This window comes from Massilia aurea, assembly GCF_040790145.1.
Lineage (GTDB): Bacteria > Pseudomonadota > Gammaproteobacteria > Burkholderiales > Burkholderiaceae_D > Telluria > Telluria aurea_C.
Genome location: NZ_JBFMMP010000001.1, coordinates 224,598 through 247,015, shown reverse-complemented (window position 1 = coordinate 247,015; position 22,418 = coordinate 224,598). Strand labels below are relative to the sequence as shown.

Annotated in this window: 18 protein-coding genes; 11 read left to right on the top strand and 7 right to left on the bottom strand. The window is 64.6% G+C overall.

Annotated features, from left to right (window positions below):
* Positions 1-208: 208 nt before the first annotated feature.
* A complete protein-coding gene (locus AB2N08_RS01045; RefSeq protein ID WP_367608771.1) occupies positions 209-1,105 on the bottom strand; it encodes a hypothetical protein in 897 nt (298 codons plus the stop codon).
* Between the two features lie 480 nt (positions 1,106-1,585).
* Between AB2N08_RS01045 and AB2N08_RS01040 the strand changes: the two genes are divergently transcribed.
* Positions 1,586-3,286 (top strand): MFS transporter, encoded by a 1,701-nt coding sequence (locus tag AB2N08_RS01040; RefSeq protein ID WP_367608770.1) that lies wholly within the window; start codon positions 1,586-1,588, stop codon positions 3,284-3,286.
* A gap of 121 nt (positions 3,287-3,407) precedes the next feature.
* Here AB2N08_RS01040 and AB2N08_RS01035 read toward each other — a convergent pair whose 3' ends face one another.
* From AB2N08_RS01035 to AB2N08_RS01020, 4 genes are all read right to left on the bottom strand, one after another.
* Positions 3,408-5,498 carry a 3-hydroxyacyl-CoA dehydrogenase NAD-binding domain-containing protein gene (locus tag AB2N08_RS01035; protein WP_367608769.1) on the bottom strand — a complete coding sequence of 697 codons (2,091 nt, stop codon included), beginning with the start codon at positions 5,496-5,498 and terminating at the stop codon, positions 3,408-3,410.
* 92 nt (positions 5,499-5,590) lie between these two features.
* On the bottom strand, positions 5,591-5,788 hold the full coding sequence (locus tag AB2N08_RS01030; RefSeq protein WP_367608768.1) for a YqaE/Pmp3 family membrane protein: 198 nt from the start codon (positions 5,786-5,788) through the stop codon (positions 5,591-5,593).
* 72 nt (positions 5,789-5,860) lie between these two features.
* Entirely contained in the window at positions 5,861-6,703 is an 843-nt protein-coding gene (locus AB2N08_RS01025) for a DUF817 domain-containing protein (RefSeq protein ID WP_367609429.1), read from the bottom strand.
* Between the two features lie 17 nt (positions 6,704-6,720).
* The gene (locus AB2N08_RS01020) at positions 6,721-8,373 is read right to left on the bottom strand and encodes a 3-(methylthio)propionyl-CoA ligase (protein ID WP_367608767.1); all 1,653 of its coding nucleotides are present in this window, start codon (positions 8,371-8,373) and stop codon (positions 6,721-6,723) included.
* A 177-nt stretch (positions 8,374-8,550) separates the two neighbouring features.
* Between AB2N08_RS01020 and AB2N08_RS01015 the strand changes: the two genes are divergently transcribed.
* The 7 genes from AB2N08_RS01015 (at position 8,551) to AB2N08_RS00985 (ending at position 13,665) form a co-directional block, all read left to right on the top strand.
* Positions 8,551-10,041, top strand: coding sequence for a YdiU family protein (locus AB2N08_RS01015; protein ID WP_367608766.1), 1,491 nt, complete (start codon positions 8,551-8,553; stop codon positions 10,039-10,041).
* Positions 10,042-10,071: 30 nt separating this feature from the next.
* Positions 10,072-10,467 (top strand): peptide-methionine (R)-S-oxide reductase MsrB, encoded by a 396-nt coding sequence (msrB, locus tag AB2N08_RS01010; RefSeq protein WP_367608765.1) that lies wholly within the window; start codon positions 10,072-10,074, stop codon positions 10,465-10,467.
* A 13-nt stretch (positions 10,468-10,480) separates the two neighbouring features.
* The gene (locus AB2N08_RS01005; RefSeq protein ID WP_367608764.1) at positions 10,481-11,113 is read left to right on the top strand and encodes a septation protein A; all 633 of its coding nucleotides are present in this window, start codon (positions 10,481-10,483) and stop codon (positions 11,111-11,113) included.
* Complete coding sequence (locus AB2N08_RS01000) at positions 11,110-11,403, top strand: BolA family protein (protein WP_367608763.1); 294 nt, start codon at positions 11,110-11,112, stop codon at positions 11,401-11,403. The genes AB2N08_RS01005 and AB2N08_RS01000 overlap by 4 nt, the downstream gene beginning before the upstream one ends.
* Before the next feature lie 104 nt (positions 11,404-11,507).
* A complete protein-coding gene (locus AB2N08_RS00995) occupies positions 11,508-12,287 on the top strand; it encodes a peptidylprolyl isomerase (protein ID WP_367608762.1) in 780 nt (259 codons plus the stop codon).
* 84 nt (positions 12,288-12,371) lie between these two features.
* Entirely contained in the window at positions 12,372-13,148 is a 777-nt protein-coding gene (locus AB2N08_RS00990) for a peptidylprolyl isomerase (RefSeq protein ID WP_367608761.1), read from the top strand.
* 112 nt (positions 13,149-13,260) lie between these two features.
* Positions 13,261-13,665, top strand: coding sequence for a GNAT family N-acetyltransferase (locus AB2N08_RS00985; RefSeq protein ID WP_367608760.1), 405 nt, complete (start codon positions 13,261-13,263; stop codon positions 13,663-13,665).
* 42 nt (positions 13,666-13,707) lie between these two features.
* On the opposite strand, the gene purL is transcribed toward AB2N08_RS00985, so the two are convergent.
* Positions 13,708-17,739: a phosphoribosylformylglycinamidine synthase gene (purL, locus tag AB2N08_RS00980; protein ID WP_367608759.1), complete on the bottom strand. Its 4,032-nt coding sequence runs from the start codon at positions 17,737-17,739 to the stop codon at positions 13,708-13,710.
* A gap of 226 nt (positions 17,740-17,965) precedes the next feature.
* Here purL and AB2N08_RS00975 point away from each other — a divergent pair, with 226 nt between their 5' ends.
* The 3 genes from AB2N08_RS00975 (at position 17,966) to AB2N08_RS00965 (ending at position 21,951) form a co-directional block, all read left to right on the top strand.
* Positions 17,966-19,597 carry a response regulator gene (locus AB2N08_RS00975; RefSeq protein WP_367608758.1) on the top strand — a complete coding sequence of 544 codons (1,632 nt, stop codon included), beginning with the start codon at positions 17,966-17,968 and terminating at the stop codon, positions 19,595-19,597.
* Positions 19,598-19,608: 11 nt separating this feature from the next.
* Positions 19,609-20,913, top strand: a complete 1,305-nt coding sequence (locus tag AB2N08_RS00970) for a TonB family protein (protein WP_367608757.1) — start codon at positions 19,609-19,611, stop codon at positions 20,911-20,913.
* A gap of 129 nt (positions 20,914-21,042) precedes the next feature.
* Entirely contained in the window at positions 21,043-21,951 is a 909-nt protein-coding gene (locus tag AB2N08_RS00965; RefSeq protein ID WP_367608756.1) for a YdcF family protein, read from the top strand.
* Here AB2N08_RS00965 and AB2N08_RS00960 read toward each other — a convergent pair.
* Positions 21,948-22,388, bottom strand: coding sequence for an FKBP-type peptidyl-prolyl cis-trans isomerase (locus AB2N08_RS00960; protein WP_367608755.1), 441 nt, complete (start codon positions 22,386-22,388; stop codon positions 21,948-21,950). The genes AB2N08_RS00965 and AB2N08_RS00960 overlap by 4 nt on opposite strands.
* Between the last annotated feature and the right edge of the window lie 30 nt (positions 22,389-22,418).

Here is a 22,418-nt window from a genome sequence, read left to right as displayed (position 1 = left end):
TCTCCGGTTCGGTGGGGTCAAGGCCTCAGTATAGGGGGTGTCAGCCCAATGCTGATTTTTTTCCGGTACCGGATTCTGGAGGACCAATCCGAGTCGTGGGGTGGGACGACTCGTGCTGATCGGCCCACCGAACTTCGTCAATGCGACGGAACCGAACCGTAATTGCCACTGCACGGTCCGGGATTGCGCTCAGGCGCAGCGCCAGGCATCAGTTCCAGGGCCACATGGAGATAGTGGTAGCCCCCTTGCTGCCGACCGTGAAGGTGTATTTTTCGCCCGCCGGAATCCACAGCCAGTCTCCCGCAGTGAGCTCTTCGTCGTCGTGGAAAATGGACCCGCTGATGACGACCTTCATGTCGCCCAGTTTCTCCATCGTGTGGGAGTGGCTGGGAATGACCGTATTGGGCGTCAACGTGGAAATCCATGCGAAGTAGCGGCCGTCCTTCGACTCGTTCGACGGCATCAAGGGTGCGAACGGCAGGAACCAGTGATCGACGCCATCGACCTGTTCCGCCACGTGTTCGCTAATGCCGCGCAGTTGCTTCATTGCTGACTTTGTGATCGCCCCGTTGCAGCTCGTGGCGCGGCCTCCCGTTCCATTCTTCACGAAGGCCTCCGCCTCATCGACCTTGCCGAAGACCGACTCGTAGCGCTCGTCGGTTTCACAGTAGGGCAAGGTCGTGAGCAGGAGCGCGCCGAAATTCCCGCATGTGAACGCATACGACTCGCCGGCCGGAATCCAGAGCCAGTCCCCGGCGGTGAGCCAGCGGTTGTCGTAGCGGATGGACCCGATAAGCACTACCTTCAAGGCATAGTGCTCGGACTCGTTCGCGGTCATCGGCACCACGGTGTTCGGCGCAAGCTGCGCGTAGTAGGCGCTGTAGCGACCGGTTCCACCCTTTGGCAGAACCGGTGCAATCGGCAGGAAGAACCGTTTGACGCCGTCGAAGTCGGCGGGAATGAGGTCCACCAGATCTTCTTCCATCGATGCCACATCCGGGTCTCGTGAGCACATGATGCGCTTGCTGCCCGATTGCGAAAACCGGGCTGCAAGGTGTTCGATTTTGTTTACAGCAGATTCGCGATACAAAGCTTCGTTCGACATGATGGATCTCCTGGTGAGGTGAAGCGCCGATGGCGGAACGTGCCAACCGGCGCCGGGGAACATGGGCTTCATGCAAATGTTGCGTAAGTACCAGATAGCGCCAGTTCAGTGTTCCAGAGCTTTCCAGCCCCCCCAGAGTAGGGTCGATGCCAACCGATCCGACACTACCAGTTCTGACAGGTCGAGCTTCTGGCCGTTGATAAAGATCAATGGTTGTGCTTTGTGCCCGCCTTCGGGGTTCGGCGGGCGCTGGTGCCTGGCCCGGATCTGACCTGTAGCGGCGGGCGTCGGAAACGAATCCGCTGTCGGCTTGCCCCCCAGTATCGTGAGCGCATGACGGTTGACCAGACAAGGCCGAAACATATTTACACTCCGCCGATTTTTGCAAGATTCGCGTAAGTTTCGGGGCGCACATTTCTGTTGGCTGACCAACAATCAGCCTGTCCGGTTACATACATAACTACACAACGGAGACAACCCATGGCCATCACACCCGGCAGCACTGTCGGCGCCGTACCCGCACCCACCACCGCAGGCCTGACCAAGGAAGAACGCAAGGTCATTGCCGCGTCCTCGCTCGGCACCGTGTTCGAGTGGTACGATTTCTACCTGTACGGCTCGCTCGCTACCATCATCGCCAAGCAGTTCTTCATCGGCGACCCCAACACCACCTTCATCTTCGCGCTGCTGGCCTTCGCCGCCGGCTTCATCGTGCGCCCGTTCGGCGCGCTCGTGTTCGGCCGCCTCGGGGACATGATCGGCCGCAAGTACACCTTCCTGATCACGATCCTCCTGATGGGTGCCTCCACCTTCCTGGTCGGGATCCTGCCCAGTTACGCGCAGATCGGGATCGCCGCGCCGATCATCCTCGTCACGCTGCGCATCCTGCAGGGCCTGGCGCTGGGCGGCGAATACGGCGGCGCCGCGACCTACGTGGCCGAGCACGCGCCGCACGGCAAGCGCGGCTTGTTCACGGCGTTCATCCAGACCACGGCGACGATCGGCCTGTTCCTGTCGCTGCTGGTTATCCTGGGCACCCGCACGCTGATCGGCGAAGAGGAATTCCAGGCCTGGGGCTGGCGCATTCCGTTCCTGATCTCGGTCGTGCTGCTGGGGATTTCGGTGTGGATCCGCCTGTCGATGAACGAGTCGCCGGCCTTTGCCAAGATGAAGGCCGAAGGCAAGACGTCAAAAGCGCCTCTGTCGGAGGCGTTCTTGAAACCGAAGAACGCCAAGATCGCCCTGCTGGCGCTGCTCGGCCTGACGATGGGCCAGGCCGTGGTCTGGTACACCGGCCAGTTCTACGCACTGTTCTTCCTGACCAAGACGCTCAAGATCGCCGATCCGACCGCGAACATCCTGATTGCCATCGCCCTGTTGCTGGCCACGCCGTTCTTCATCATCTTCGGCGCGCTGTCGGACAAGATCGGCCGCAAGTGGATCATCCTGGGCGGCTGCGCGATCGCGGCGGCGACCTACTTCCCGATCTTCAAGGCCATCACCCACTACGGCAATCCGGCGCTCGAAACGGCGCTGCGCACCGCGCCCGTGTTCGTCGTGGCCGACCCGGCTACCTGCAGCTTCCAGATCGACGCGACCGGCACCCGCAAGTTCCCGTCGTCGTGCGACATCGCCACGCGCATGCTGACCGCTGCCTCGGTCAGCTACAACCGCATCGATGCGCCGGCCGGCACGGTGGCCACCATCAAGATCGGTGCGACCGAGTTCAACTCGTTCAATGCGGTCATGACGCCGGATAACCTCAACTTCAACGATGCATCGAAGGCCAGCGAAACGGCGCTCAAGAAGGAAGTGACGGGGGCGCTGGCTGCGGCGGGGTATCCGGAAAAAGCCGACCCGGCGCAGATCAACAAGCCGATGCTGGTTGTTCTGCTGTTCATCCTCGTGCTGTACGTGACGATGGTGTACGGGCCGATCGCGGCGATGCTGGTGGAGATGTTCCCGACGCGGATCCGGTACACGTCGATGTCGCTGCCGTATCACATCGGGAATGGCTGGTTCGGCGGATTGCTGCCGACGACCGCGTTCGCGCTGGTGGCGTTCAAGGGCGATATCTATTACGGCCTGTGGTATCCGATCATCATCGCACTCATCACGTTCGTGATCGGGGCGCTGTTTGTGCGGGAGACCAAGGACAACGATATTTACGCGAACGATTGAAATACGTCGTTCCCGCGGAGGCGGGAACCCAAGGATTCACAGCTGCCACTAGCGCAATCGCTTGTGGCAACGCACAAAACTTGGGTTCCCGCCTGCGCGGGAACGACGGTCTTGGGGCTGACTAATCGTTGAAACGCCGGCCCTCTTCCGCCAGCTGCACCAGCAGCGGCGCCGGCGTCCACGCCTCGCCTTGCCGTGTGCGCGCAAAGGCTTCGATCTGCGCCAGCACCACCGGTAGCCCCACCATATCGGCATACAGCATCGGCCCACCGCGATGCAGCGGGAACCCATAGCCGCTCAGGTATACCATGTCGATATCGGACGCCCGCAACGCAATGCCCTCTTCCAGGATCTTCGCGCCCTCATTGACCAGCGCGTACACCAGCCGCTCGACGATCTCGGTATCGGCAATCTCGCGCCGGACAACGCCGATCTCGCCCGCATACGCCAGGACCATGTCATCGACCACGCCAGATGGCACGGCGGCCCGCGCACCGGCCTGGTAGTCATACCAGCCGGCGCCCGTCTTCTGCCCGAACCGTCCCTGTTCGCACAAGCGGTCCGGCAGCTTTGAATACACAAAGCCCGGCGACTCGACCGCGCGCCGCTTGTGGATATGCCAGCCGATATCATTGCCGGCCAGGTCACTCATCCTGAACGGCCCCATGGCAAACCCGAACGCCTCAATGGCACGGTCGACCTGCGCCGGCAGCGCGCCTTCTTCGAGCAGCCAATACGCCTGGCGCAGATACTGCTCGAGCATGCGGTTGCCAATGAAGCCATCGCACACGCCCGACACCACGCCGGTCTTCTTGAGTTTTTTCGCCAGCGCCAGCGCCGTGACCAGCACGTCGTCCGCAGTCTGCGCACCGCGCACGATTTCGAGCAGCTTCATCACGTGCGCGGGGCTGAAGAAATGCAGGCCGATGACGTCCTGCGGCCGGCCCGTGAACGCGGCGATGCGGTTCACGTCGAGCGTCGACGTATTGGTCGCCAGGATCGCGCCCGGCTTCATCACCTGCCCCAACTCGCGAAACACGAGCTCCTTGACGTCCATGTCTTCGAACACCGCTTCGACGACGATGTCGGCCTGCGCCACTGCGTCGTAGGACAGCGTGCCGGTGATCAAGGCCATGCGGCCTTCGAGCTTGTCGGCCGCGAGCTTGCCTTTGACGACACTGCTCTCGTATACCTTGCGGATGCCGGCCAGGCCCTTGTCCAGCGCTTCTTGCTTCATCTCGAGAATGGTGACGGGGATGCCGGCATTGGCGAAGTTCATTGCAATGCCCGCACCCATGGTGCCGCTGCCCACCACCGCCGCGCTGGCGATCGGGCGCGGGCGCGTGTCGGGCGCGACGCCAGGCACCTTGCCAGCCGCGCGCTCGGCGAAGAACGCATGGCGCAGCGCCTTCGATTCGGGCGTCGTGGTCAGGTACATGAAGCGTTCGCGCTCGAAGCGCAAGCCGGCCTCGAACGAATCGGCAGTGACTGATGCGGCCACCGCCTCGACGCACTCGCGCGGCGCCGGGAATGGGCCGGCCGTCGCGTCGACACGTGCACGCGCGGCTGCCAGGAAACCGGCGGCGTCCGGATGCACGACGGCGCGCTCGCGCACCTTCGGCAGCGGGCGAATGGCACCGATCGTTTCGGCAAAGGCCACCGCTGCCGGCAGCAGGTCGCTACCTGCGTCGAACACGCGGTCGAACAGCGGCGTACCGGCCAGTTTGTCGGACAATACCGGCGCACCGGTGAGGATCATGTCGAGGGCGGCTTCCAGGCCGAGCACGCGCGGCAGGCGCTGCGTGCCGCCGGCGCCGGGCAACAGGCCGAGCTTGACTTCGGGCAGGGCGATCTGGGCGCCCGGCGCGGCGACGCGATAGTGGCAACCGAGCGCCAGCTCCAGGCCGCCGCCCATGCACACGCTGTGGATCGCGGCCACGACCGGCTTGCGCGCGCCCTCGGCGACGGCGATCAGCGTATGCAGGGTCGGCTCGGTGAGCGCCTTGGGGGAGTTGAATTCACGGATGTCGGCGCCGCCCGAAAAGGCCTTGCCGGCGCCGGTGATCACGATCGCCGTGACGGTGGGGTCGGCTTCGGCCTGGCGGATGCCGGCGACAAGCGCAGTGCGAGTGGCCAGGCCGAGGCCATTGACCGGTGGGTTGTTCAGCGTGATGACGGCAACGCTGCCGTACACCTGATAGTCGGCGCTCATGTCGGTTACGTCTCCTGAAAGTGGAAATGACTGCGCTGCCGACTATACCGCAAATAAACGCACGAACGTATTATTCGGGCGGCAAGGGCCGCTTAGAATTGCCCGCGCTGGCTCGCTGCGGCGATCTTCTTGTCGGTCTTGTACTGGCTCAGCGCGTACACGGCCCAGATGGCGGCAGGCAGCCAGCCGACCAGGGTGATTTGCAGGATCAGGCAGATAACGCCGGCGACCGGACGGCCAATCGTGAAGAACGTGAGCCAAGGGAGAATGAGGGCAATAAGAAGGCGCATGGGAATTCCTGTGGTAGAAGATTGTTAAAAGTGACACAACTCTACCCGGCGGGCGTAAAGCGCGTCGCACAGCTACCGGCCGGCAACGTGCACCGTCGCCTTGACATGCTTGAGACTGGCCACGATCGTGAATGTCATGATCACCAGCAGCGACCATGAGCTCCACTTGCTCAGATGGACCGCCGACCAGGCGCCAAGCTGATTGGGATAGCGCCACACGCCCCAGAAGGTGCCGATATTTTCGGCCAGCCAGATGAAGAAGCCGGTCAGCACGAAACCGAGCAACAGCGGCATGCGCCGGTCGCGGTCGAGCGGGCGAAACACGACGACGGTGCGCGCGTACAGGCCCAGCGCGCAGGCGGCCAGGTACCAGCGGTAGTCGCCGATATAGTGATGGGTGAAGAAGTTCAGGTAGATCAGGATCGCAATGGCGGCCGCCAGCGGATACGGCGGGTGATGGCGGATGCGCAGGTCGAGCAGGCGCCAGGCCTGGATGATGTAGCTGCCGACCGACGCGTACATGAAGCCGGCAAACAGCGGCACGCCCCAGACCTTGGTATAGCCGAAGTCCGGATAACTCCACGACCCTATGGCGCCCGACACCTTGAACACTTCGAGCGCGAAGCCCACTGCATGAAACAGGCACACGGCCTTGAGCTCATCACGCGTCTCGAGGCGCGACCACACGAGCCAGGCCTGCAGCGCAACCGCGACCACCAGCAGCACGTCGTAGCGCGGGATGCCCAGCACGCCCGCGCGCGGCGTGACGAGGATCGCCAGGAAAAACCCGGCCACGAACACGCAGGCGCGCGCTTCCTTGATGCCGAAGTACAGAAATTCGATCAGGCCACGGCGCACGCCGCCAAGGGCCCGTGGCCGCGCATCCATCAAATGGCGGTCGATCGTGGCGAGCATCGTCAAGCGGGGCGTCCTCAATACGTCGGCAGGCGGTGCCGTGCGTAGGCTTCGCGCAAGCGGTTCTTCTGCACCTTGCCGGTGCCGCCGACCGGCAGGCTGTCGGCGAACACGACGTCGTCCGGCGTCCACCAGCGCGCCACCTTGCCATCGAACCAGCGGATCAACGCGTCGCGCGTGACGTCCATGCCGGGCCGGCGCACGACCACCAGCAACGGGCGCTCGGCCCATTTGGGATGCGCGACCCCGATGCACGCCGCCTGCAGCACCGCCGGGTGCCCCATCGCCACGTTTTCCAGGTCGATGGTGCCGATCCACTCGCCGCCCGACTTGATCACGTCCTTGCTGCGATCGGTGATTGCCAGGTAGCCATCGGCGTCGATCGTGGCCACGTCGCCGGTCGGAAACCAGCCGTCGACCAGCACGTCGCCGCCTTCATCGCGAAAGTAACCGGACACGACCCACGGCCCCTTTACCAGCAGGTGGCCAAAGGTGACGCCATCCCACGCCAGTTCGGCGCCGTCGTCGTCGACGATTTTCAGGTCGACGCCATAGATGGCGTGGCCCTGCTTGCGCAGTACGAGGCGCTGGGCGTCGGGCGTGAGCGCCGCGTGCTGGTTACCGAGCGTGCAGGTCGTGCCCAGCGGCGACATCTCGGTCATGCCCCAGGCATGCACGACCTCGACGCCGCAGCGATCGATCAGCGTGTCCATCAGCGCCGGCGGGCAGGCCGAGCCGCCGATCACGGTGCGGCGGAAGGTGGAGAATTCGAGATCATGCTCCACCACGTGGTTGACAAGCCCCAGCCACACGGTCGGCACGCCCGCCGAAAAGGTCACGCCTTCGCCTTCGAACAGGTCGTACAGCGAGCGCCCGTCCAGCGCCGGACCCGGAAACACCAGCTTGGCGCCCGACAGCGGCACCGAATACGGCAAGCCCCAGGCGTTCACATGGAACATCGGCACCACCGGCAGCACGACGTCGCGCGCCGACACATTGAGCGCGTTGGGCATGCTTGACGCATACGCGTGCAAGACCGTCGAACGGTGCGAATACAGCGCGCCTTTCGGATTGCCGGTGGTGCCGGACGTGTAGCACAGGCTGGCGGCCGAGCGTTCGTCGAACTGCGGCCAGGCATAGTCGGTCGATTGCGCGCCGATCAGGTCTTCGTAGCACAGCAAATTGTCGATGCCCGAATCGCGGGGCAGCGCTGCCCCGTCGCACAGGGCCACGTAAGCCTTGACGGTCTTGCATTGGCGCGCCATGGCCACGATGGCCGGCAGGAAGGTCAGGTCGAAGAACAGCACCTGGTCCTCGGCGTGGCCCACGATATAGGCGATCTGCTCGGGATGCAGGCGCGGATTGATCGTGTGCAGAACGGCGCCGGAGCCGGAGACGCCGTAGTACAGCTCCAGGTGCCGGTAACCGTTCCAGGCCAGGGTGGCGACGCGGTCGCCCATGCCGATGCCCAGGCTGCCAAGCGCGTTGGCCAGCTGGCGGGCCCGCGCCGCCGCGTCGCGCCAGGTGTAGCGGTGCAGGTCGCCCTCGACGCGGCGCGAGACGATTTCGCCTTCTCCGTAATGGCGCGCCGCGAATTCGATGATGCCCGAGACCAGCAAAGGTTCGTCCATCATCTGGCCTTGCAGGGGACTCATGGGGTACGCATGCATTCGGCCTCCAGGCTCTTGGTTGCAAGTTCTTGATGACGAGGAAAGTGTCATCCGCGACGCAGCATGGCGTCAACGCAATTCGATGATGCAGTGCATCATCGGGCGTTACCATATGTAACGTTCGCGAGCGGGCGTCCCCGAGCACGCATAAAATCACTGTCGGGTAAAATCGCTCCATTGCCGACCAATGCCACGGGGACTGCCATCACTGCCGACGCACTTGCACTGAACAATTCGTTCGCCGAATTGCCGCCAGCGTTTTACACGCGCCTGATGCCCACGCCGTTACCTGCGCCGCACTTCATCGCGGCCAGCGCACCCGCCGCTGCCCTGATCGGGCTGACCGCGGACGATCTCGCGCGCCCCGACTTTGTCGACGTCTTCACCGGCAACAAGGTGGCGCAACGTTCGCAGCCGATTGCCGCCGTGTATTCGGGCCACCAGTTCGGCGTCTGGGCCGGCCAGCTGGGCGATGGCCGCGCGATCACGCTGGGCGACATCGCCACGGCCACCGGGCCGATGGAAATCCAGCTCAAGGGCGCCGGCCGTACCCCGTATTCACGCATGGGCGACGGGCGCGCCGTGCTGCGCTCGTCGATCCGCGAATTTCTGTGCTCCGAAGCGATGGCGGCGCTCGGCATCCCGACCACGCGCGCGCTGTGCCTGACCGGCTCGCCGCAAGGCATCGCCCGCGAGACGCTCGAGACCGCCGCCGTGGTGACGCGCATGGCGCCGACCTTCGTGCGCTTCGGCTCGTTCGAGCACTGGGCCTCGCAGGGGCGCGAGGACGAATTGCGCACGCTTGCCGATTTCGTCATTCACAATTTCTATCCCGAGTTCGAGGGCGCCGCCAATCCGTACAAGGAATTGCTGGCCGAAGTCACGCGCCGCACCGCGCGCATGATCGCGCACTGGCAGGCAGTGGGCTTCATGCACGGCGTGATGAACACCGACAATATGTCGATCCTGGGCCTGACGCTCGACTATGGCCCGTTCGGCTTCATGGAAGCGTTCGACGCGCGCCACATCTGCAACCACACCGACCAGGGCGGGCGCTATTCGTATGCCAACCAGGTGCCGGTCGGCCACTGGAACTGCTATGCGCTGGGGAATGCTATGCTGCCCCTGATCGGCGAGCCTGACGTGGCCGAGGAAGCCCTGGCCGTGTATCGCCCCGAATTCGGCCGCCAGATGGATCTGCTCATGCACGGCAAGCTCGGCTTGCTGGAAAGCCGCGAGGGCGACGCCAAGCTGTTCGAAGACACGATCGAGCTGCTGCAGGCGAACCACGCCGACTTCACGCTGTTCTTCCGCTTGCTGGGCGACCTGCGCGTGGCCGAGCCCGCAAGCGACGAACCGCTGCGCGACCTGTTCATCGACCGCGCGTCGTTCGACGCCTGGGCTGCGATCTACCGCGCGCGCCTGATGGACGAGAACCGTGACGATGCGGCGCGCCGCGTGGCGATGAACCTGGTCAATCCCAAGTACATCCTGCGCAACTACCTGGCCCAGACGGCCATCGAACAAGCCCAGAACGGCGACTTCAGCGGCGTGCACACGCTGCTGGCCGTGCTCGAGCGGCCGTTCGACGAACAACCCGAACACGCTGCCTACGCCGAGCTGCCGCCCGATTGGGCCGCGCATCTCGAAGTGAGCTGCTCTTCATAATCAAATCAACCGAGACAAGGACACCACATCATGACCGATAAAGTCGTCAAGACCGACGCCGAATGGCGCAACCAGCTCGACCCGATGGAATACGAAGTGACGCGCCACGCGGCCACCGAACGGGCCTTTACCGGCAAGTTCTGGGACCACCACGAGCATGGCATCTACAGCTGCGTGTGCTGCAACACGCCGCTGTTCGAATCGGACACCAAGTTCGATTCCGGCTGCGGCTGGCCAAGCTACTTCCGCGCGCTCGACCCGGCCAACGTGGTCGAGAAAACCGACCGCACCCACGGCATGGTGCGCACCGAGGTCATCTGCGGCGTGTGCGACGCCCACCTGGGCCACGTGTTCCCGGACGGCCCGCCGCCGACCGGCCTGCGCTATTGCATCAACTCCGCCTCGATGCGGTTCGACCCGATCTGAGAGTGGTTGCACGATGAAATTTTTGTTCGACTTTTTCCCGGTCCTGCTGTTCTTCGGCGTCTATAAATATGGCGACAGCAACCAGGCCTGGGCGCATCGCATGGCCGTCGAGTTCCTGGGGCCATTGATCGCGGGCGGCGGCGTGCCGCCGTCGCAATCGGCCATCCTGCTCGCGACCGCCGTGGCCATCATCGCCACCGTGCTGCAAGTGGGTTACCTGCTCGCGCGCGGGCGCAAGGTCGACAATGCGATGTGGCTGACGCTGGGCGTGATCCTGGTGGCCGGAGGCGCCACGATCTATTTTCACGACGAGGTCTTCATCAAGTGGAAGCCGACGATCCTGTACTGGGCGTTCGCGCTGGGTCTGTTCATCGCGCAGGTGTTCTACCGCAAGAACCTGATCCGCTCGGTGATGGAGCCGAACATGAAGCTGCCCGAGCCGCTGTGGAACCGCATCGGCTACATCTGGATGGCGTTCTTTGTCGGCATGGGCTTGCTGAACTTGTTGATGGCGTTCGTGGTCTTCAATAACGATACCGGCGCCTGGGTCAGCTTCAAGCTGTTCGGCTTCACCGCCATATTCTTTGCCTTCATCATGATCCAGACGATGATGCTCTACAAATACATCAAGGAGGAAGACGCATGACCAACGTTCCAGATAAAAGCGACCGCGAACCGCGCATGCGCGCCCTGCTCGAAGCCGGGCTGACCCCTACCCTGCTCGAGATCAGCGACGACTCGCACCTGCATGCGGGCCATGCCGGTGCAGCCTCCGGCGGCAGCCATTATTCGGTCAAAATCGTGTCCTCGCGCTTCGAGGGCCTCAAGCTGGTCATGCGCCATCGTCTTGTGTATGATGCCGTTCACGATATGATCAACAAGGCGGAAATCCACGCATTGGCCATCAACGCCATCGCGCCTTCCGAGCTGTCCTGAAGGTCGGCTTTCAGGCAGTTTTAAGAAATTTGCCCGACAATAAAACAGATAAGTACAAGAACTAAACTTCTCTCGTCCAGTTAAAACCCGTCACAGGAATACACATGACCTTTAAGCCTGCTCGCCTGCTGTTAGCCCTCGTTGCCATCGCATCGGCCCCGGCCTTTGCCCAAAACCTCGCAGTGGTCAACGGCAAGGCGATTCCTTCGGCACGCGCCGACGCCGTCGTCAAGCAGGTCGTTGCCCAGAACCAGGGCCAGGACACGCCGCAGCTGCGCGAAGCCGTCAAGAACGACCTGATCGCCCGCGAAGTGCTGATGCAAGAAGCCGTCAAGCAAGGCTGGGACAAGAAGCCTGAAGTGCGCGAAGCACTGGACAGCGCGCGTCAGTCGATCGTCGTCAATGCCCTGGCCCGCGACTACATCACCAAGAACCCGGTGACCGACGCCCAGATCAAGACCGCCTACGACAAGGTCAAGGCTGAAACCGGCGACAAGGAATACCACGTGCGCCACATCCTGATGTCCACCGAAGCCGACGCCAAGGCCGCCATCGCCAAGATCAAGGGCGGCGCCAAGTTCGAAGAAGTGGCCAAGACGTCGAAGGACACTGGCACTGCCAACACCGGCGGCGACCTGGACTGGGTCACCCCGAACACGATGCCGCCAGAATTTTCGGCCGGCTTCACCAAGCTTGCCAAGGGCGCGGTCACCGACGTGCCGGTCAAGACCAATGCCGGTTTCCACGTGATCAAGCTGGACGACACCCGTGCGACGCAGTTGCCGCCACTGGAGCAGGTCAAGCCACAAATCTCCGAAACGCTCGCGCAAGAGAAGCTGCGTGACTTCCAGGAGCAAATGGTCAAGAAGGCAAAGGTGCAGTAAGATGTGCTGTCGCCGGCGCGCATGATGCGAGCCGGCATTCGTCGCCTGCGGCGATACTTTTCGAGTTTATATAGGATCTCAACGATGATTTTGAAGCCAGCCAGCCTGTTGTTCGCCATGATTGCAGTCGTTGCCGTGCCTGCCCTCGCGCAGAACGCCGCTACCGTCAATGGCAAGGCAATCCCGCAAGCTCGGGTCGACCAGCTGGTCAAGCAGGTCGTGGCCCAGGGCCGCGCTGCGGACTCTCCTGACCTGCGCGAAGCGATCAAGAAAGACCTGATCAGCCGCGAAGTATTGATCCAGGAAGCCGACAAGCAAAACATCGGCGCCCGTGCCGACGTCAAGTCGGCCATCGACAACGCCCGTCAAAGCATCATCATCAACGCGATGCTGGCCGACTACGTCAAGAAAAACCCGGTGAAAGATGCCGACATCAAGGCCGAGTACGACAAGCAGAAGGCCCTGATTGGCGACAAGGAATACCACGCGCGTCACATCCTGGTCGATTCCGAAGCCACTGCCAAGGACATCATCGCCAAGCTGAAAGCCGGCGGCAAGTTCGACGAACTGGCCAAGCAGTCGAAAGACGGCAGCGCAGCGAATGGTGGCGACCTGGGCTGGGCCAGCGCGGCCACCTACGTGCCTGAGTTCTCGAAAGCCATGGTCGCCCTGCAAAAAGGCGCCATCACCGAAACGCCAGTGAAATCGCAGTTCGGTTTCCACGTCATCAAGCTGGAAGACGTGCGCGCTGCCAAGGTGCCGGCACTGGAAGAAGTCAAGCAGCAAGTCACCGAAGGCCTGCAGCAGCGTCAGCTGGCAGCCTATCGCGAGACCCTGGTCAAGAAGGCCAAAGTGCAGTAATCCACTGCCTGGTTTGACTGTAAAAAGCGCGCCTGAGGGCGCGCTTTTTTATTTGGATTTCCAGTTTATGCACACCGTATTTCGACAAGCAGTGCTCGAGGATATACCGCAGATGACGCGCATTCGCCTGGCGGTCACCGAGAACGTCCTGCGCGACCCGTCGCGCGTCACGCGCCAGATGTATGAAGACTTTCTCGGGAAAGATGGCCGTGGGTGGGTCGCGGAGGTCGATGGCGCGACCGTCGCCTTCAGCTATGCGAACCGGCGCGATGGCTCGATCTGGGCCCTGTTCGTCGACCCGCGCTGCGAAGGCCAGGGACTCGGCAGACCCTTGTTGGCGCTGGCAACCGGCTGGTTGTTCTCGCTGGGTTTTACTCGCGTGACGCTGAGCACGGGGATCGGCACCAGGGCCGAGGGGTTCTACGCGCGGCTTGGCTGGCGGCGCGACACGACGCACAGCGACGAAGCGCACTTCGTGCTCGACTCCCCTTCTTCAGGCCAATCCACGCCGCCATGAAAAAACGCCTCTTGCGAGGCGTTTTTCACATCAGTGGTCCGATCAGCCAACCCACTTGCGCGCGTTGCGGAACATCCGCATCCATGGCGATTCATCGCCCCACGACTCCGGCGCCCACGAGTGCACGGCGCCGCGGAACACGCGTTCGGCGTGCGGCATCAGGACCGTGAAGCGGCCATCCGCCGTCGTCACCGACGTCAGGCCGCCTGGCGAGCCATTCGGGTTGAATGGATACGTCTCCGTGGCCTGCCCGCGGTTATCGACAAAGCGCATCGCCTTGATCGACGCATCGTAGTCGCCCGTCAGCGAGAAGTCGGCAAAGCCCTCACCGTGCGCGATGGCGATCGGCGCGTGCGTGCCGGCCATGCCCTGGAAGAAGATCGATGGCGACTCGAGCACTTCGACCATGCCGAAGCGCGCTTCGAACTGTTCCGACTTGTTGCGGGTGAACTTCGGCCATGCCTGCGCGCCCGGGATGATCGACTTCAGGTTGCTCATCATCTGGCAGCCGTTGCACACGCCCAGGCCGAAGGTATCCTGGCGCGCAAAGAAGCGGGCGAACTGCTCGGCCAGCTGCGGGTTGAACAGGATGGTCTTGGCCCAGCCTTCGCCGGCGCCCAGCACGTCGCCGTACGAGAAGCCGCCCACGGCGATCACGCCATGGAAGTCGTCCAGCCTGGCGCGGCCGGCAATCAGGTCGCTCATGTGCACGTCGATGGCCGCAAAGCCCGCCTGGTGCATCACCCACGCCGTTTCGATGTGCGAGTTGACGCCCTGCTCGCGCAGGATGGCCACGCGCGGGCGCACGCCAGTGGCGATGAACGGCGCAGCGACGTCCTCGCTCAGGTTGAAGCTGATCTTCGGCGTCATGCCGATATCGTGCTCGTCGAGCAGGCGGTCGTATTCGGCATCCGCGCATGCCGGATTGTCGCGCAGGCGCGCGATGCGCCAGCTGGTTTCACTCCACAGGCGATGCAGGCTGCTGCGGGTTTCGCTGTAAATCACTTTCGCGTCGCGCGTGAATTCCACCGCGCCACGGTCATTGAGTTTGCCGATGATGTGGCTGGAGGCGCCCAGGCCACCTTCGCGCAGCACGTTCATGACCGCGCTCTTGTCCTCCGCGCGCACCTGGATCACGGCGCCCAGTTCTTCACTGAACAGCGCGCGCAGCGTCATCTCGTTGCGGCGCTCGGCCACCTGGCCGGTCCAGTTCTTGGCATCGCCCCAGTCGGCGCCATGGCCGCTGTCCATCGTCAGGATGTCGAGGTTGACCGACACGCCCGTGCGGCCGGCAAAGGCCATCTCGGCCAGCGTCGCAAACAGGCCACCGTCCGAACGGTCGTGGTACGCCAGCAGCTTGCCGTCCTTGTTCAGCGCCTGGATGGCCTTGAACAGGGCTTTCAGGTCGGCCGGCGAATCGACGTCCGGCACCGAGTCACCCAGTTGCTGCGTGACTTGCGCCAGGATCGAGGCGCCCAGGCGGTTCTTGCCGCGACCCAGGTCGACCAGGATCAGGGCCGTCTCGCCGGCGTCCGTGCGCAGTTGCGGCGTGAGCGAGCGGCGGATATCGGTCACCGGCGCGAACGCCGAGACGATCAGCGAGACCGGCGAGATCACGGCCTTGGCTTGGCCATCGTCGTTCCAGGTGGTGCGCATCGACAGCGAATCCTTGCCGACCGGGATCGACACGCCCAGCGCCGGGCACAGTTCCATGCCGACGGCTTTCACGGTGTCGAACAGCGCGGCGTCCTGGCCTGGCTGGCCGCAGGCCGCCATCCAGTTGGCCGACAGCTTGATGTCCGAGATATCGTCGATCGCGGCGGCCGCGATATTCATGACTGCTTCGCCAACGGCCATCCTGCCCGACGCGGCGGCGTCGATGACGGCCAGCGGCGTGCGCTCGCCCATCGCCATCGCTTCGCCCAGGAAGCCTTCATAGGCCATCGCGGTGACGGCGCAGTTGGCCACCGGCACCTGCCACGGGCCGACCATCTGGTCGCGCACCGTCATGCCGCCGACCGTACGGTCGCCGATCGTGATCAGGAACGACTTGTCGGCCACGGTCGGATTGAGCAGCACGCGGCGCGCGGCTTCCACGAGTTCGATGCCGGTCAGGTCGACCGGTGGGAACGCGTTCTGCACGTGGGCGACATCGCGCGTCATCTTCGGCGGTTTGCCGAGCAGGACGTCCATCGGCATGTCGACCGGTGATGCATTTGGCCCACCCGCCTGCTGCTCGTCGATCAGGCGCAGCTGACGCTCTTCGGTGGCAGTGCCGACGACGGCGAACGGGCAGCGCTCGCGCTGGCACAGCGATGCGAATTTCGCCAGGCTCTCCGGTGCGATCGCCAGCACATAGCGTTCCTGTGACTCGTTAGACCAGATTTCTTTCGGCGCCAGGCCGCTCTCTTCGAGCGGCACCTTGCGCAGGTCGAAGATCGCGCCGCGCTTGGCGTCGTTGACAATCTCGGGGAATGCGTTCGACAGGCCGCCCGCGCCCACGTCGTGGATCGAGATGATCGGATTGTGCTCGCCCAGCTGCCAGCAGCCGTTGATGACTTCCTGCGCGCGGCGTTCCATCTCGGGGTTGCCGCGTTGGACCGAGTCGAAGTCCAGGTCGGCCGTGTTGGTGCCGGTGGCCATCGACGAGGCGGCGCTGCCGCCCATGCCGATGCGCATGCCGGGGCCGCCCAGTTGAATGAGCAGGCTGCCGACCGGGATCTCGTCCTTGTGCGTGTGCGCGGCCGAGATGCTGCCGATGCCGCCGGCGATCATGATCGGCTTGTGATAGCCGTACACCGCGCCGGCTGCGCCGACGTTCTGTTCATAGGTACGGAAGTAACCACCCAGCACCGGGCGGCCGAATTCGTTGCTGAATGCGGCGCCGCCGATCGGACCGTCGATCATGATGTCCAGAGGCGAGGCGATGCGTTCAGGTTTACCATACAGCCCGTCAGTGCGGGCGGTCGTGGTCACGTCCGACGCGTTTTCCCACGGACGCACGGCGTCCGGGATCACCAGGTTCGACACCGTGAAGCCGGTCAGGCCGGCCTTTGGCTTGGCGCCACGGCCGGTCGCACCTTCGTCGCGGATTTCGCCGCCGGCGCCGGTGGAGGCGCCCGGGAATGGCGAGATCGCGGTCGGGTGATTGTGCGTCTCGACCTTCATCAGGGTGTGCACGAGCTCCGTCGACGGGCCGTATTCTTCGCCGTCGCGCGGGAAGAAACGGGTGACCGTCGCGCCCTCGATGATCGACGAGTTGTCGCTGTAGGCGACCACGGTGCCGCGCGGGTTCAACTGGTGCGTGTTCTTGATCATGCCGAACAGCGAGATACTCTGCTTCTCGCCGTCGATGATCCAGTCGGCATTGAAGATCTTGTGGCGGCAGTGCTCCGAGTTCGCCTGGGCGAACATCATCAGCTCGACGTCGGTCGGGTTGCGCTGCGCTTTCGTGAACGCTTCGTTCAGGTAGTCGACTTCGTCGTCCGACATCGCCAGACCGAGTTCCGTGTTGGCGCGCACCAGTGCGTCGCGACCCAGGCCCAGTACGTCGATGCTCTCGAGCTGCTTGCCCTCAAGTTCATTGAACAGGTGCCGGGCGTCGTCGGCGCTGCGCAAGACCGTGTCGGTCATGCGGTCGTGCAGCAACGCGATCACAGCTTGCAGCTCGGCGTCGGCCAGCTTCTTCGGCGCGCCGAAGCTGCTGCCGAGGATGCCGGTCTTGAGCACCACGGTGAACCCGATGCCGCGCTCGATGCGATGGACATGGCCCATGCCGCAGTTGCGCGCGATATCGGTCGCCTTCGAGGCCCACGGCGAAATCGTGCCCAGGCGCGGGATGACGAAGAATTCTTCGGTCACGCCCTCGTACAGGGTCTCTGGCGCAGGCTCGCCATAGGTGAGCATGGCCGACAGGCGCGCCGTGTCGTCGATGGACAGTGGCGCGCTGGTGTCGATGAAATGGTAGAAACGGCCCTGGACGGCGGCGATCGACGGGGCGACAGCTTGCAGTTGGCTCAGGAGGCGTTGGCTACGGAAGGCGGACAGGGCATTGGAACCCGGCAGAATCAACATGGCTTGGACAGTCGGTTGATGCAGCGTCGCTGCTAGGGTGGAAGATAGGCCGGTATTATACAGGCTTGTCCCAGTTAGCCTTGCCCTAGTTGCCGGGCCGTCATCACCGGCGGCGCCCGGCGAACTGGTTTCCTTGATCGATTCCGGACTTGCCGGTATCTTAACGGTAGACAATCTTGCGATGCGCGCCGCCTGGCGCCCGCCGCCAACAGAGACGAGAGCGAACATGCAAGAGAACGCGAACCTGGCGGTGCTGGTCGTCGACCCGAATCCCGGCATGCGCACCAGCCTGCAAAACATGCTGGGCCTGGTCGGCATCACCAAGGTCGACTACGCGATCAACGCCAACACGGCGATTCGCCAGTTGCAAAAGCGCGCCTACGACATCATCCTGTGCGAATACGACCTGGCCAGCGGCGCTGGCGAAGGCCAGGATGGCCAGCAGCTGCTGGAAGACCTGCGCCACCACCGCCTGATCACGCCGTCGACGATCTTCATCATGCTGACGTCCGAGACCGAGCGTGAAAAAGTCGTCAGCGCCGCCGAACTGGCCCCCACCGACTACGTGCTCAAGCCGTTTACGGTGGAGCTGATCAGCACCCGCATCAGGCGCGCGCTCGAACGGCGCGGCGCCCTGCTCCCGGCCTGGCAACTGGCCGCGCAGGGCAAGCTGCGCGAGGCGATCATGGCCTGCGCCAACGGCGCCGACGAACACCCGCGCTTTGCCGCCGACTTCGCGCGCGTGCGCGCCGAGCTGCACACGACGCTGGGCGAACATGCCGAAGCCGCCGCCGTCTACCGCGACGTGCTGGCCGAACGCCCTCTCGGCTGGGCCGCGCTGGGCCTGGCGCGCACGCTGGTTGCCCTCGGCCAGGTTGACGACGCCCGCGCGATCCTGGACGAACTGCTGGCCGCCAATCCCCGCCTGATGGCTGCCTACGACTTGCTGGCGCGCTGCCTCGAGTCGAGCGGCGAGCCGGCACTGGCGCGCGATGTGCTGGCCGACGCGGTGGCGATCTCGCCGCACGTCGTGCGGCGCCTGCGCAAACTGGGCGACCTGTCGCTGGCCGCCGGCGACGTGGAAGTGGCCGAGAAATCGTTCCGCCAGGTCGTGACCAAGGCGCGCTACTCCGAGTTTCGCGATCCCGAAGACCACGTCAGCCTGGTCAAGACCCTGGTGACCCGCGGCGACCTGCTGCAGGCCACCGGCGTGATCCGCGACCTCGAACGCTCGCTGCGCACGGCGCCGGCCTACGACGCCTGCCGCGCATACGCCAACGCGCTCCTGCACGACAAGACCGGCAACGGCAGCGCCGCGGTAGCCGAACTGCAGGCCGCCGTGTCGGCGGTGCGCGCCAACAATGCGCTGTCGTCCAGCCTCAAGATGGAACTGGCGCGCGCCTGCCTGGCGCACCGGCTCGACGAACAGGCGGCCGGCGTGATGCTCACCGTCGTGAACGACGCGGCCAGCGGCATCTCGCCCGAGCAGGCGATGAACGTGTTCGTCAACGCCGGGCGCAACGACCTGCTCGAGAACATGGGCCAGCAGCTCAAGGCGCAGGCGCAGATCCTGCTGGGCGTGGCCGACGAAAAGCGCAATATGGGCGACGTGCGCGGCGCGGTCCAGACGCTGCTCGAAGCGCTGCACCTGGTGCCGCGCAACCTGCAGGTCATGGTCGCCACCGCCGGCGGCATCCTTCGCCAGATCAACGAGCTTGGCTGGGACCATCCGCTGGGGCAGGCTGCGGCCGGTCTGCTCGAGGGCATCCGCGCCCAGGATGCGCAGCATCCACGGCTGGCTGCCTTGACCGAGGAATACCAGGCGGCGCGCCGCAAATACGGTATCGCGGCTGCGTGACGCCGGGCACGATGCAATTCACGCGCCTGGTCTTTCTGGCTGCAGCAGCCATCCATGCCAGCCAGGCCATTGCCGCCGCTGGCCCCAGCGCGCAAGCGGTCTTGCGATTCGACCTGTATGCATGCGAGCGCCCCGCCTGGCCCAAGGCGGCCCTCGCAGAGCGCACCAGCCGCACGAGCACCCTTGAAGTGCGGATCGGTGAATCCGGCCTGGTCATCGACGGGCGTATCACGGCCTCAAGCGGCAGGCCCGACCTGGACGCCGCCGCACTGGCGGCCATGCGCAACTGTCCATTCCCCGCCGTACTGGCCACGGGCGAAGCGCCGACTGGCTGGCTCAGGACGCAGTACCGATGGGTCCCCGGCAGCGCGGCCGTGCCGCCTGACGGCCCGACACTGGCCTCCATCCGGGCGGGCGCGGATGCGGGCGACCCGGCCGCGCAAAACCTGCTGGGCAGCTGGTACCAGCACGGCGCCCACGTCAAGGCCGATCCGGCGCAGGCGGCCATCTGGTATGAACGGGCAGCGCTGAGCGGGAACGCGTACGCGCAGAACAATCTCGGCGTCTTGTATTTCCGGGGCGCGGGCGTACCACGCGATGCGCGCCAGGCCGCCTACTGGTACGAAAAGGCCGCCGAGCAGGGCCATGGCTGGGGGCAGGCCAACCTGGCGTGGGCCTACGAGCATACGCTCGGCAACGACATCAATCCCGTCACCGCACTGTACTGGCTGACGAAAGCGGCCGACGGCGGGCTGGCCGACGCCCAGGTGCGGCTTGGCACCAGGGCGATGCATGACGCAGGCGACGATACCGAGCGCGCCGGCGCTGCCGCATGGCTGGCGCGCGCCGCAGCGCAAGATGACCCGTCGGGGCTGTACCTGCTGGGCCGCAGCGTTGAACTGGGCTTGGGCAACCAGCAGGACGATGCGCAGGCGGCGGCGCTGTATCGCAGGGCGCTCGGGCGCACTGAAGGGCGCGCCGAAACCGCACTGGGCATGCTGATCGAGGCGGGCCGCACGCCGGCGCTGGGCCACGAAGATGCGGCGCGCCTGTACGAACAAGGCATGTCGGCACGCCACGCCGCCGCCTTTTACCGGTATGGCCTGCTCCTGGAACAGCGCGGCGATATCGCGCTGGCCGGCGCCCTCTACAAGCTCGGTGGATGGAGAGGCAGTTGCGATGCGATTCGCAAGTATGTGGAACTGCGGCCGGTCGCACTGGCCAACGATCCCATCGACAGTCATCCACCGCACTGGGTAGAACGAGGCCGGCAATGCACGGCCAAGGCCGCGGCCGATCTGCCGCCGCAACTCTGACTGCACCCGGGGCCTGCCACCCTGGCCTGCCACCCTGGCCTGCGGCTTTGGGCGCCAACTTGACGCACCACGCCAGTTACGGTCTACTGTCGATGTCATTCTCACTACAGCGCCCGCTCGCCTCCCATTTTGCTCGACTTAATCAACGCCCTTCCCCGTAACCTCTTCCTGCCTCCCACCAGCCTGTTCCTGATCATCGCCCTGGGTTTATTGCTGTGGCGTTTCTGGCCGCGCACCGGACGTATCGTCGCCGGTACCGGCATGGCGCTGCTGACCTTCATGTCGAGCAATGCGGGATCGAGCTACCTGGTCGAACCGCTGGAACGCATGACCAGGCCGTTAGCACGGCCGGAAAGCGCCGGCGCCCAGGCCATCGTCGTGCTGGCCGCCGGCCGGTTGCGCAGTGCGGGCGAATACGATAACCGCGACATCCCCGATCACACGGCGCTCGCGCGTCTGCGCTACGGTGCACACCTGCAGCGGCGCACCGGCCTGCCGATCCTGGTCACCGGCGGCAATGGCGGCAGTGGCGCCGATCCGGCTACGATCGACATGGCCTACACCAAGGCCGACGCGATGGCCAGGGCGCTGCGCGAAGACTTCGGGGTGCCAGTCAAGTGGATCGAGCGGCGCTCACGCGATACGGGCGAGAATGCCATCTACAGCAATGTGCTGCTACGTAAAGCGGGCGTGAAACGTATCCTGCTCGTGACCGATGCGATGCACATGCACCGCGCGCGCGGCGTGTTCGAGCGCGAAGGACTCGAGGTCGTCGAGGCGCCGACGATGTTCGTCTACAACGCGAACCATGGATTCGATGGTTGGCTGCCAAGCGCGGAAGGCATGCGGCGCTCGTGGTATGCGACCTATGAACTGCTGGGCCTTGCGTGGTACCGGATCCGCGATCGCGAAGCGCCGGGGGTGAAACAGGACCCGGTGGCGAGTCCACCGCGCCGGCCCGCGCCAGCGCCGTTGCCGGCATTGGCGCCGACGCCAGCGCCAGCAACAGCGCCAGCAACAGCACCGGCCGCGAATTAACGCACGTCGAGCAGTTCGACTTCGAACACCAGGGTGGCGTTCGGCGGGATCGGGCCTGCGCCGCCGGCGCCATAGCCCATCTCGGCCGGCACGATCAGCGTGCGCTTGCCGCCGACCTTCATGCCCTGCACGCCCACATCCCAACCCTTGATGACCTGGCCGGCGCCCAGCTGGAAGCTGAACGGCTCGCGCCCGACCGACGAATCGAACTGTTTGCCGCGCTGCTGTTCGGCAGCCGGCTCGTACAGCCAGCCGGTATAGTTGACGACGGCGGTGGTGCCGGCAGTGGCTTCCTTGCCGGTGCCGACGACGGTGTCGATCTGTTGCGACGCCACGGCCGGCGCAGCGGCGGTGGCCGGTGCTTCGGCGCGTTTGCAGGCGGTGACGCTCAGCAGCATGGCCGCGGCCAGGGCGGAGCAGGTCAGTAGACGTTTCATGGTATCTCTCGTGGTAGTAATGAAAATCGG

What these genes read in the sequence shown, in the direction of transcription:
- AB2N08_RS01045 (WP_367608771.1), bottom strand. Translation starts at nt 1,105, where the DNA reads ATGTCGAACGAAGCTTTGTATCGCGAATCTGCTGTAAACAAAATCGAA.
- AB2N08_RS01040 (WP_367608770.1), top strand. Translation starts at nt 1,586, where the DNA reads ATGGCCATCACACCCGGCAGCACTGTCGGCGCCGTACCCGCACCCACC.
- AB2N08_RS01035 (WP_367608769.1), bottom strand. Translation starts at nt 5,498, where the DNA reads ATGAGCGCCGACTATCAGGTGTACGGCAGCGTTGCCGTCATCACGCTG.
- AB2N08_RS01030 (WP_367608768.1), bottom strand. Translation starts at nt 5,788, where the DNA reads ATGCGCCTTCTTATTGCCCTCATTCTCCCTTGGCTCACGTTCTTCACG.
- AB2N08_RS01025 (WP_367609429.1), bottom strand. Translation starts at nt 6,703, where the DNA reads ATGCTCGCCACGATCGACCGCCATTTGATGGATGCGCGGCCACGGGCC.
- AB2N08_RS01020 (WP_367608767.1), bottom strand. Translation starts at nt 8,373, where the DNA reads ATGCATGCGTACCCCATGAGTCCCCTGCAAGGCCAGATGATGGACGAA.
- msrB (WP_367608765.1), top strand. Translation starts at nt 10,072, where the DNA reads ATGACCGATAAAGTCGTCAAGACCGACGCCGAATGGCGCAACCAGCTC.
- AB2N08_RS01005 (WP_367608764.1), top strand. Translation starts at nt 10,481, where the DNA reads ATGAAATTTTTGTTCGACTTTTTCCCGGTCCTGCTGTTCTTCGGCGTC.
- AB2N08_RS01000 (WP_367608763.1), top strand. Translation starts at nt 11,110, where the DNA reads ATGACCAACGTTCCAGATAAAAGCGACCGCGAACCGCGCATGCGCGCC.
- AB2N08_RS00995 (WP_367608762.1), top strand. Translation starts at nt 11,508, where the DNA reads ATGACCTTTAAGCCTGCTCGCCTGCTGTTAGCCCTCGTTGCCATCGCA.
- AB2N08_RS00990 (WP_367608761.1), top strand. Translation starts at nt 12,372, where the DNA reads ATGATTTTGAAGCCAGCCAGCCTGTTGTTCGCCATGATTGCAGTCGTT.
- AB2N08_RS00985 (WP_367608760.1), top strand. Translation starts at nt 13,261, where the DNA reads ATGACGCGCATTCGCCTGGCGGTCACCGAGAACGTCCTGCGCGACCCG.
- purL (WP_367608759.1), bottom strand. Translation starts at nt 17,739, where the DNA reads ATGTTGATTCTGCCGGGTTCCAATGCCCTGTCCGCCTTCCGTAGCCAA.
- AB2N08_RS00975 (WP_367608758.1), top strand. Translation starts at nt 17,966, where the DNA reads ATGCAAGAGAACGCGAACCTGGCGGTGCTGGTCGTCGACCCGAATCCC.
- AB2N08_RS00970 (WP_367608757.1), top strand. Translation starts at nt 19,609, where the DNA reads ATGCAATTCACGCGCCTGGTCTTTCTGGCTGCAGCAGCCATCCATGCC.
- AB2N08_RS00960 (WP_367608755.1), bottom strand. Translation starts at nt 22,388, where the DNA reads ATGAAACGTCTACTGACCTGCTCCGCCCTGGCCGCGGCCATGCTGCTG.